The 11,536-nt window shown below is 53.7% G+C and carries 5 protein-coding genes; 3 read left to right on the top strand and 2 right to left on the bottom strand.

Annotated elements, in window-relative coordinates:
• The 3 genes from Z948_RS0113090 to Z948_RS0113080 are packed head-to-tail and all read left to right on the top strand — an operon-like array spanning position 1 to position 2,185.
• The gene (locus Z948_RS0113090) at positions 1-996 is read left to right on the top strand and encodes an ATPase, T2SS/T4P/T4SS family (RefSeq protein WP_025060013.1); all 996 of its coding nucleotides are present in this window, start codon (positions 1-3) and stop codon (positions 994-996) included.
• A complete protein-coding gene (locus tag Z948_RS18950) occupies positions 989-1,165 on the top strand; it encodes a DUF4177 domain-containing protein (protein ID WP_162171777.1) in 177 nt (58 codons plus the stop codon). Before Z948_RS0113090 ends, Z948_RS18950 begins: the two co-directional genes overlap by 8 nt.
• A 21-nt stretch (positions 1,166-1,186) precedes the next feature.
• Positions 1,187-2,185, top strand: coding sequence for a TrbL/VirB6 family protein (locus Z948_RS0113080; RefSeq protein ID WP_025060012.1), 999 nt, complete (start codon positions 1,187-1,189; stop codon positions 2,183-2,185).
• Positions 2,186-2,287: 102 nt separating this feature from the next.
• Here Z948_RS0113080 and Z948_RS0113075 read toward each other — a convergent pair whose 3' ends face one another.
• Entirely contained in the window at positions 2,288-8,194 is a 5,907-nt protein-coding gene (locus Z948_RS0113075) for a DEAD/DEAH box helicase (protein WP_025060011.1), read from the bottom strand.
• Positions 8,191-11,346: a hypothetical protein gene (locus tag Z948_RS0113070; RefSeq protein ID WP_025060010.1), complete on the bottom strand. Its 3,156-nt coding sequence runs from the start codon at positions 11,344-11,346 to the stop codon at positions 8,191-8,193. Before Z948_RS0113070 ends, Z948_RS0113075 begins: the two co-directional genes overlap by 4 nt.
• Between the last annotated feature and the right edge of the window lie 190 nt (positions 11,347-11,536).

Here is an 11,536-nt window from a genome sequence, read left to right as displayed (position 1 = left end):
ATGGCGGCCAGCTATCTGCAAAGCTCGATGGACAAGATCCCCGAGGCGCGTGATCCGAAGCTGATCGAGCTTTGCATCAACCCCGACGGCACGCTGTGGGCGGAGTTTCAGGGTGATCACTTCATGCGGTCCGTCAGTCGTCGGCTCTCGCCCAATGAGATCAAAGACCTTGGCAATCAGATTGCTTCCGCCGCGAACACCACGCTCAGCCAGACCAAGCCCATCGTCTCGGTCAGCATCGCCTACCGTGACCGCCCAATCCGAGCGCAGGTCATCCAGCCCCCCGCCGTTGATGGTGGCTATGCGATTTCGCTGCGGTTCTTCGCTGACCTTCCGTTGGAACAGATCAAGCTGTCCTACCTATTCGGCAAAGAACGCAGCAACGAGGGAGCAAGACGTATGCGCAATGCCGAGCTGCGAGATGTCGTGGTCACCGGCGACATCGACGCTGCGATCAAGTTCTGCGTCACCCACAAGCTCAATATGATCGTGTCCGGCGGAACTTCGACCGGCAAAACCGTCACGGCGCGCAAGATCCTCTCCTTCGTGCCAAACGACGAACGAATTATCACCATCGAAGAGGCCGCCGAGCTGCGTCCGACGCAACCCAATGTCGTCACGCTGATGTCTGACCGCGATGAGGCCACGCGCAGCGCTGATGTCCTGCTGACATCTACCCTCCGCATGCGGCCGGACCGGATTGTTTTAGGCGAAGTACGCGGCAAGGAGGCCATGACCTTCCTTGAGGCGATAAACACCGGCCATGGTGGTTCTCTTACCACGCTGCACGCTGAAACGCCTCAGCTGGCGGTCCAGCGCCTCGCCATCGCCGCCCTAAAAACCGATGTGCCCATGACCTACCAGGACATGAACGACTACATCACCCGCTCGATCGATGTGATCATTCAAGCCGGTCGCCATGAAGGCACACGCGGCGTTACTGAATTTTACCTGCCGATTGATCCGGCCCATTCAAAGGAAACAGCCCATGTTTGAATACAAGATTGAATTGATCAACACTGCCAAGGCAAAGCCGCCGAAGGTCGAGGCGCAGCTGACGGCTCTTGGCCAGGAAGGCTGGGAATTGGTCTCAGTCGTGCCAGACTTCGACGGCGAGCACATCCTGAAGGCCTTCCTGAAACGCCGCACCGGCCAAAGCACCTAAAAGCAAACCGAGGAGGATCCGATGGGCGTCGTCACGTGGATGGTAGAGACAACCGACAACTTTCTGGAAGACGCAGCCCAAACCACCTTTGGCAACGTCGCTGGTCAGCTTGGTGGCGTCATTGCCGTGGCCTCGACGCTGGCTGTGATCGGCGTCTTCCTCAACATGGTGTTTCAATACAAATCCATGGATGGGCGAACCGCCTTCTGGTTCGCCCTAAAGCTCATGCTCATCTCTCTGTTTGCGATGAACTGGGTCCAATTCAACGCGGTGGCCAGCGCCCTCATCAACGGGCTCGACCAGCTCGCGGGCGGCATGGTGGCAGGGCTTGGCGGCAGCGGTGCAGGTGCATCCTACTTTGCCGAGGCCTTCGACGATCTCATCGAGGAATTTGGCGATTATCTGAACGCGGCCGGTGACAACATGCATTGGATGGCCGGAGCCCTGATTGGCGCGATCGGAGCGTTCCTCTTGGGCGTCATTGGCGCGCTCTGCGGCCTTGTCCTGATCTTCGCCAAGATCATGCTCGCGTTCATGATCGGCATCGCCCCAATTATGATCGCGCTTTCGCTGTTCGACGTCAGTAAGGACTATTTCCACCGTTGGCTGTCCAGCACGGTATCCTATGCGCTCTACCCCCTCGTGATTGCCGGGGTGTTTTCCACCGTCGTCGGCATGTCGCGCTCGCTGATGACCGAACTCGGAGATCCCTCCGGCGCGAGCAACATCGGCGCGCTGGTGCCCTTCTTCATGATGATGTTCCTCGCAGGCGGCATGATCATCTCCACGCCGCTGATCGTGCGCTCAATCTCGGGCAATTTCATGATGGCCGGACCGCCAAGCATTCCCGGTCCCGGCGGGTTCGCAAAGGGCTTGATCGGCACCAAAGGCTCGCGGGCGCGGGCACGGTTCGGAACAAGATCAAATGCCGAAATTGCGGGGGCCGGGATCCGTCAGGCGAGCACTGCGACTGTGTCCGTGGTTCAGCGCGTGGCGGAACGGGCGAAAAGGCTGGCCTGAATGTTACAAGAGACCCTATTCCCTCGCAGATTAGCACCTGAAATCATTCAACAAGCTTTCCGTAAAGCTGTGCATTTGCAAACAATTCATTTCACCCTCCACCTAGCGGCGCTTCTCAACAAAAATACTACATTCTTTGTTTCGTGACATGAGGTTATCGATGCCCGAGCTGACATCGACGCGCCAGGTCTCGCTAGTTTCATCGACGTCAAAGTAGACAACGCGGTCGTGAAAATGGCGTACTTCATGTCGGCGTTTGGGTTCCAGTATCAGCTCGCCGTTGTAATTTCGTTCAATCTCATCTCGTAGCGCCTTGGCCTGAATAGCAGTAGAGTCATCCGAGTTGTCGGAGCTCCAAACAACTTTTAGTTCGCCGATGGTGATACTCATTGCTTGAAGCTGTGCGAGGAATTTCGAAACGCTTTCGCGTCCATGCTGACGGGCCCCACACCAAGGGTCTTCGATTGTTATGTTAACCAATTGCCCCGAAAGTGAGGAAAACGCTGGCTCGAGGTTTCGGACATCCCCAGGCCTAAACCGATGTATGGACAGCCGATCAATCAAAGTACCTAGGTAGGACGTCTTCGCTTTGGCAGCCTCTATAATCTTTGCCGCATTCTGGCCTGCCCAAGTTTCGGATGGAGCGCGTGTACAACGAAAGATGACGCCCTCTCCAAGGCCCGCTAGTGCTGCTGCATGATTTTCATCATCAAATAGTTCCTCCATTTCCCCATTTCCCAAAAGGGTCAAACGCGGTGCGCCCTTGGAAACAGTATCAGGAACTGTTGGAAAATTTAGCCTCCCAGAATCTTCCATTGGCCTCAATATTGCAGCGATTTGGCGGTCCAACCAGTTAGCACTTCCAACATCTGGAGTTGCGCAGAATACCGTTGCCTTGCGGTGGGGTTCTGCCTCCAACCAATCTCGCAACCGCTGTGCGCTTCTGATGGAATTCTCTTCGGTTTCAGCGCCCCAGAGTGTTTCTGCGACGACGGCAACTTGATCTCGGTTTCGCAGATAGCGACTCAACGCATCGCCCGAAGGCGCATCGCTCGGGATCGCTTGGGCTGGAACATGATCTGGTCTTGCTGTGCTGTGGGCCAAAACCGCAGACAACCATTTGAGAGACGAGTGTCGGTTGAAGCGATCCCAATAGGCTTGGTTGGAGTAGTCGTTCAGACACCTCACACAACTTGTCTGGCACTTCTCGCCTCGTTCGCAATCGAGGATTTCCAATGCCTTCGAAAACAAGCGCCGAGCCGAATATCTAGGCTCATCAATCAGGCGGCGCGCATAGCCAGCGCCGCCCGGCGTTGAGTCTGCTAGAATGATCAAATAGTCGTCGGTTCCACTTTCGAAGGTTGCTCTGAGATCACGGGGATCTGTCCCCAATAGATCGGCAGCAGCAAGGCGAATGGCCTCGGCTGCGCCCCTCAGCGTGTCATTGATATAGGCCGTGCCGTCTTTGACTTCCGACGGGATTGCCATTGGTTCGGACAATCGCAGGATCCGCACATCTGTTGTGAAGATGTGCGCCAAATCAATTGGGTATTTCAAAGTTTCAACTGGGCAAGGGTCACCCGTTCTTGGATCAAAGTGTTTGCTCGGAAACTCTGCTTTGGAGAAGTTGCTGCCTTGCGGTGCAGCTTCTGCGTGCTCGCATCTTGGGCAGCGAAAATATCCACTGCCGTGGGGACCGCGGTTCACTACTACCATGCGGCCTTCTTCGCCCTCCACACTTCCATGCGACGGCGCCAAAAAGGTTGTTACTCGCGCAAGATCAGACTTGCTCATCTTGTCGCGCGGAGCCCGCGTCAAGAGGCGTGCTTCATCAACGGCACGCGTTCGCAGTCTGCTCACTCCTGGTTCGCCACCAGCTTTGTCCTTGTATGACGTCAAAAAACCAATGGGCTCTAAGTACTTTCGGGCCTTGGGCAATTGGGTCGTTCCACACCCAAAGCACTGCTCTGAAAGTTGATCCCACTCATCCACGCGCTCCACATGTTGACACGCATCGCAAATACGAATGAAGCCTTCTTCTAGCCATGCATCGCCAGATACTCTGGAAGGTCTTTTGGCGATACCAGCACTTTGCCAGATCCGGCCCGCCGCGACGGTCTCAGCGCCGGGCGCATACTCAGAGATGGCCAACGTTGCGTCGCGGCTCAGCTCAATCTCGCCTTCACTGGGCCCTTGCGTGTCCCGATGTTGAACGATTTCGAGCGTCAGCGAATGCACAGGAAAGCTATAGGTGGGAATAACAGCTGCCCGCGAAAGGCTTTCAACAAGCAGGCGATCTAGGTAGCGTTTTTTCTCTCCGTCGGCCCATTTCATCCGCCCAAGAGCCCGCGATTTCAACTCCTCAGTTTCTGCCTGAGATTGTTCCGTTTCAGCAAGTTCGTACCGATGCTGAATACTGGACCAGCGCCCAGCTACTTGTTCAAGCCAACCACCGATTTCATTGCGTACATGGGCGACCAGTTCGCTTCCCTGCAAGGCCGTGCCCGCGGGCAGGCCTTTTGACATTTCTTTCGCGCGATCAAGAGCCGATTTACCATGGTCGCTAGCAAGCCATGTATCCAAATCATGCAACAAACTGCGCGTCTCTTCAGCATCAAGGCGATCCGCCAAGACGTCGCGTAGGCGCGGAGCACCTTTTCGGTCACTGGTTGCAAGGCGCGTATCGAGCCAGCTTGCTAATACACACGACACCTGATGCCTTCGCAAAAATCGGGCGTTGTCCAAAGAAATATATGGCATAGACGGCATGCTCGCCAAGTATTCTGGGAAAGCGCTGAATGTGGCCTGATCGTATCGGCTGCCGCGTGCAATAGTCAGAGCGATAGGCGCTGCCTGCGCTCTGCGTCCCGCACGTCCTGCGCGCTGTTGGTAATTTGCGATACCAGGAGGAACATTCCGACAAATTACTGCTTCCAAATCGCCGAGGTCTACACCCATTTCCATGGTAGTCGTGCAGCTAAGCAGGTTAAATTGGCCTTCCCTGAATCCACCTTCAATCACGTTCCTCAAGCTTGGGCCGATCGCAGCGGTATGTTCCCGCGCGATTGCCGCCGACGGAAGAGCCTGATAGCGTTGAACGTAGTAACTTTCACTGATTGAATCGTTACTTTCGACGCGTTTGGTTGCACCAGTACACCTGAACGCAAGACACACACCCGAAAGGTCAAATCCAGCCACACGGCCACATTTTTCGCACTGGAAGCGGTCGCGTCCTTTCTCAATTTGCAGCCCATCCAGATCAATGACCAACCCTGCTTTGTGTTTTTGCAAGATGCCCGCTCGCCGTGATGAAAGCGCGTCCCAACAGGCTCTTGCTAAGGTGGCGGTCTCGTCGAAACTTAGTTCAAGCCTTTCTGACAGGACCCAAGTAAGTCGCGTGGGCGTCGTTGGCTTGGAGGGAAGAAGAGTTCTTAGACGTTTACCTTCAGATGTTCGATCCAAATCATACGCCGTCTCAACGGAACCGCGCCCTCTCCCCCATACAGCCTCGTCGGACAAATCGATGATGCCACTTAGATCGTTGATTGCCCTGTTTTGCCTCATCATCAATAGAATGAGCTTGAGAGTTCCTGGAACAAGCGCACTCAGCTTTTCGGACGGAAGCTCGCCCTGCGCCTTCCTGATGACTTGATCCAGCTTTGCGTGGTTAACCTGCCAAAGTCCAAATGCTTCCGGCGAAATTCGACCAGTCGCAGCGAGCGTCATCTCTGCGACTACCAAGGCTAACAATCTGTCTTTGAACTGATCGCCCCTCATAGGGCGTTCCAAGTCTCTGCGATCATAGAGAGCGAATTTGTGCTTGCGCAATCGCCTCGCGACTGAGTCTGCAAGATCGCGGATTCCCATCGGTTCGCCTTCGCCGCAGATGGAATCTAGAATTGCCCCTCGAAGTGCTTCTAGGCGAGACGTACGTTCGAAAAACGGCGCAAAAAATGCAGCATCTTGCCGATTGTCCGAGAAGGCCAGCAACGCGCGACCACCCATCGGGCCATCTGACTCCTCTCTCGGCGGAAGTGCTTCCAGCAGCGCTTGGGCGGCCATGGCAGAAACGGCCTCATCGCCGGGGTGAATATGCGAGACTGGTTCAGCGTAATTTCCAGCTCCTGCCCCGCACGCGAGACATTTTTTCACGTAAGGCTTGCGGTCGCGGTCGTCTTCTTCAGTGCTGGCCACCTGAAGTTCAATCACACCATCGTCGGGTCCGTCCATGATTTGGCCATCGACAGGGTTCAGGTATTCAAGATCAACTTCCGATAGATCGTCTGTGACATCGTCTGTTGCTGCTGTTCCGCTTTTGCCAAGCCGCAAAACGATGCGCTTTGACGACCCATTTCGGATTGGAGTTGGTGCTATTTTCAATCCATCGTCGAAACCTTCGATATATGGCTGCCCACAACTACGGCAAACAAGTAAGGGCCAAAGAGCGGGTGTCTTGTCAGTTGCATCTCGTCCATTCCGACCAATCTCGGGTGTTGTCCAGCTCTCGTCGTTGCTTGGATCCAGTCCAACCAAAATGCCTTCAGTAGCGCTCGCAGAAATATGGTATCTCGCCGGTAGCAATGGGTAACCGTCTACACCTGAGGGGACCGCCAAGACAGCGATTGAAATTAGTGCGGTCATGGCTTTGGTAGATACATCTGGCGGCGCATCGGGGAAAATTTGGGTCGCCAAAACGCCTAACGGCAGAATTTTAGCGCCAGCATTTTCGGCTGGTAAAAGAAGGTGGGCGGTCTGTCGTACCTCGGAAAGAGAGGACAGCGCTTCCGAAAGACGGCTCCCAAGGTGTGGCCCATCCTCTAGGTCCAATATGCCGCCTGAGACATCATTCCAGTCTTCAACATGGTTTTTAGCTTCATCGGGGTGGAGCACGCCATCTCGTTTTAACTCAACTAGACCCTCTCCAAGCTTAATCCATTGTTCCGCTGTAAGTGACCGTATTGGTTTGTCTATTTTCAGTTCAGGATGAAGTTCGCGTTTTGAAGTAATGATTGCTTCGCTACCCCCGCCGAAAGGTTCGCCGAATAGGTCCTCTGCGAATCTTGCAAGTTCGTCCTTTCTAGACGGATCGAGGCTGGCAGATGTCCCAACGCATTTCAGGGTGTTCGGCTTTATGTCTAACGCTGCTTTCAGCTTTCTGAGCAGAAACGCCACTTCAATTGCTTGAGCGCCAGTATACGTATGCAATTCGTCAAGCACGATCCATTGTAGATCAGCCCCTTTGAGGAGAGCACGGTTCTTGGGTAAAAGTAGAATATGCTCCAACATTGCATAGTTGGTGATCAAAATATCAGGTGGGTTCTCCAACATCTCCTTGCGCGACAAGAGCCAGTTTTTGGGCACCTTTTCATCATATCCAAAAGCAGATTGAAAACTCGGTGCTTCACTAATCTCCCGCTCGATTTCAGCCCTACCAGCGCGCGCGCTCGTTTGACCGGTAAAACGACCAAGGGTCAATCCGGGATCGCCAAGCTCTTTGAACAAGAGCTTTGAGATGCGGTGCATTTGGTCCGTCGCCAAAGCGTTCAATGGATAGATAAGGATCGCCTTCACACCCGGAGTGCCGACGCCAGAACGCAAAAGCGCATCGATAAGTGGGAACAAGAAAGCTTCTGTTTTGCCCGAACCTGTGCCAGTTGCCACAAGATAGTTTTCTTCTCGGCCGATTGCCGCTCTTTGGTGAAGATGGAGTTTACGCTCAAACAGCGCAGGAGCCTTTTCCTGCATCGCTTTCCAAGCTTCACAAAGGTTATCAGAGGCAACAAGTTCTGCGATAGACTCGCCTTTCTCGAAGTCGGGAAGGCTCTCTACGAAAGGACCGCTGACGAACGGATGGTGCGAAATCAAAGTTTCAACGGCAGACGCAAGGCGCGGCGCATGCACTGGAGAAATTGATGCTGCAGATAACGTGAAATCGCGCAGGCGGTCGGCCAACGTTTTCTTGAAAACGACGGGATCGAGATCATCGTTTTGCTCGGGCAGATCCTTCATGAACGCAGCCTTTCTAGCTCTTGGCATAATAAGTGAAACGTAAGCAATTCAGGCGCTATTCGTAGAAGTTCGCCAAACAATCTCTTGGTTTCGGCAAGTGAAAAGCCCGTTGACTGTGCGACTTTGTCAAACAACACTAAAACCTTATTGCGGCGCGCTGCACTGGCATATGCCATGAGGGTTTGATCTATCCAAAGCACATAGTCCTGTTCTTCGTGCTCCGGACCTTTAGGGATGTCTGGGGCATTTTTGATGACACCTTGCATAAGCTGGTTAAGGCGGGCGCTTCTTAGGCTCATCGGTCCCTCAGCCGCGTCTTCGGAAAACAATCGGAAATCCTCACAGCGCTCTATCAAGCCGGTCATCGCTGCTTGTCGATGTTCTGGTCCGAGCACAGTTCGGCCATCCCAAAACGCGCGAGAGGTGCCAAGCATTTGCAAAACATTGATGAGACGAAGCGTCGAAAAGCCGGATAGTTCTTCGCCGAGACGATCTGCTGACCGAGCGTTCTTGAAGCCGAGGAGCGCGCGGGGATCTATGGCTGAGTTTTGTCGGATCTGACCGCGTCCGATTGAGTTGAGGCGCGAGAGAGCTCTTCCGATTTGTGAGTCGATCGCTCCAAGAGCTGAGTATTCGAAGGCCTCGGCTGAATGAAGTTCAGGTACGACCTCTACTACATGCTTCATAGGCAGCCAGTTAGAGTCTTCTTCTTCCGCATGTACGAGGCTGAGAATTGCTGCACGGCCACCAGCTTGATGATCAATTGCGCGGACAACTTCTGCCCAGCGGCTCGTCAACAGCCTGTTTAGTCCGCCATCCCAACACTCAGCCGCGAAACATTGGTTTATCCAACCATCAATGCGTGACATGGCTTCAACCGTTGGCTCTGCGGGCTCGGACGCTGGAACGGCGAGCGCTATTCGGTCTCCTCGATTTGTTGAGAGACGGGTCCAACGGCGATTACCGACATCGCGTAGACTTATGTCAAACAAACGCAGCATTTCGGAACTGCGGGAATTTTTCAGCAGTATCGTAACCCTGTCATCGGCTGCTTTCTGTGCACTGATCTTTGGATCCGCAGGCACGTCTGACGGGAAATGATCGAAGCTAAACTCACTGGTAACAACTTGACCACCTTCGTCTTCGGCAGCTATCAAAACCCCACCGATTGAAAAGGGGGCGCGGATCCGTGCGGTGACACCGTCAGCGCGGTAGTTCACCACGAGCTCTTTCGGAGCTGCAACGGTCTCTATGCGTGCCAGCAAGGTGCGTGCGGCACCGTTGACCAGGTAGATCTGGTTGTCGTGAGCTTTGTGAAGTTGACGAAGCGGAATTGCCCAACTTCCCGTATTGGCGAAAGGCCGATCCAACGACCGACCTGCAATGGTCAAGGTTGCGCGGCGATCTGGGGACCGGACAACAAGTGAACTGTTCCAATCGTCAAGGCCCAGAATAATTGCGCTCCCAAGAATCAGGGGCTCACGTGTGCCGTTTGTTTTTTCCAAGACAATCGAAATCTCGGGCCAATCTACGAGAAACTGACGGGTTTCTGAATCAATCTCGAACCCAACCAGGGCTTTGTCGTAACCGCCCCTACGATCCAAACACAGATTGCCGGATTCGTCGTACGAAACATGTTTGGATGATGCTGATACAAAATTTGAAGGTGGCATCGCGCTCAGGAACGTGACGCCGTCCAAGCCGGTGTAAGTCGGCCAAACGAAAATCTCCCGTCTGATTCGCGTCTCGATGAATTGACCATCCGCGTCTCGCAGCATCGTCAAAACGAGACGGATGGGATTTCCCGTCTGGTCTAGATGTAGCTTTTCTAGAATATCGTTAACCGACAATCTGCCAATGTCGTTCTCATCGAGTTCACAGTGGACAAGCTCTGATTTCTCACCACACTGGGCCTTCAGGGTCACAAGGCGATCTGTATAGAGCGCGGCTTCCAGCACTATATCCGCGTCACCGGGCCACAAACTGCCAGCTTTGCCCGATTGCACCGCAATTGGGCGACCGTCGATGCTTATTCTTGTTCTTTTGGAGCCGCGTAGTACCACGTTCCCCTTGGAGGATCGAAGTTCTGCGGGTTTGTCCCGCAAGCTCACTTGAGCGACATATAGATCAGGGCCAAAAAGGTCGGCCGGAACCCCATTCACTGTGAATTCCCGAGTTGAGGTTACCGTCGCCACACTTGTCTGAACAATCCATTCCGTGGTCCCTTTGCGAGGTACAAGCTGCCGACCATCTTCTGGCTCGAAGATGACAAAAGTTGAGTTGTATAACGGTAAATAGCGGTCTTCCCCATCTGCGATCCAAGTTAGCTCCGAGGGAAGCGGGGTAGTTAGAGGCCATGTCTGTCCACGCCGTAGCCTGAGTGTTTGCGAGCCGATGTTAACCTGCAGCCTTCCAGCACCCGCCGGCACCTGCAATTGTGGGCGACCATCCAGCCAAATCAAACGTGGCGAAGGTTGAGAAGCGAGCAGCTTTGACGAGCCAACATCTTTTTCAATTTTGTCCAAAGTTTCCGCGAACTCCGCGGCAAAAGTGCTTTGCTTTCGAAGTTCTGTAGGATTGCCACGCCATTTTAGAAAGAGTGCCGCCATCCAGGCCGTTTCGTCGTGCAAGATAGGGCGCTCAGGAACATGTACGCCCACCGGTAGGAACGTTAAAACAGCATCGTCTTCCCAACGGTTCAATTGAACTACATCATCGGAAGATGGCAGGCCATTGGCAGCCTCCTGCTGCAAGAAGGCCTTTGCAACATGACCCATTTGTCCACGCGCTACGCCGACATGGATCAGAAAAACATCAACATTACGATCGAAGCCGTCCGTCACTAGTCCAATCTTGCGGCAAACGGATTTGAATGAAGCGACGATTTCCGTACGCGCTGCTAGGGACGGTTCCTTGCCAAACAATCGACCAATCAGCGGCCATATTTCTTGGCTTCCTTGACCATAATTCTCAAGCAACGATGCACATATTGCCCATGCTGTCACATTCGGAAATTTATGGAGCAATTTCTGAGGCGTATATCCTTCTTTCACCAAAGCTTGAAGTGCAATTCTCGTGTCCGACAAATGGCTTAGTTCAATTGCGAGGGCCAAGAAAGGTGGCGCATTCAGAGATTTCTGGGCGCGATTCACAAGGAAATCCTTTGTTCTCAGTAAAACCTGAGGGTCCATCGACGCTGACTTTTGCTCACGCATTGAATGCTAAATACCTAGATGTAATACAAAACTTTTAGGCTTTCATATTGCCCGACCACAGCCACAACCACAACCACAACCACAACCACAACCACAACCACAAGTTCAAGCTGGCTCGAGAGGCGCG

Source organism: Sulfitobacter donghicola DSW-25 = KCTC 12864 = JCM 14565 (assembly GCF_000622405.1).
Classification (GTDB): Bacteria; Pseudomonadota; Alphaproteobacteria; order Rhodobacterales; family Rhodobacteraceae; genus Sulfitobacter; species Sulfitobacter donghicola.
Note: the sequence above shows the minus strand (reverse complement) of the source record. Positions and strands in the feature narration are given on the sequence as shown.

Excerpts from the sequence above, each read along its gene's own strand:
- Z948_RS0113090 (WP_025060013.1), top strand. The coding sequence starts at position 1 with ATGGCGGCCAGCTATCTGCAAAGCTCGATGGACAAGATCCCCGAGGCG.
- Z948_RS18950 (WP_162171777.1), top strand. The coding sequence starts at position 989 with ATGTTTGAATACAAGATTGAATTGATCAACACTGCCAAGGCAAAGCCG.
- Z948_RS0113080 (WP_025060012.1), top strand. The coding sequence starts at position 1,187 with ATGGGCGTCGTCACGTGGATGGTAGAGACAACCGACAACTTTCTGGAA.
- Z948_RS0113075 (WP_025060011.1), bottom strand. The coding sequence starts at position 8,194 with ATGAAGGATCTGCCCGAGCAAAACGATGATCTCGATCCCGTCGTTTTC.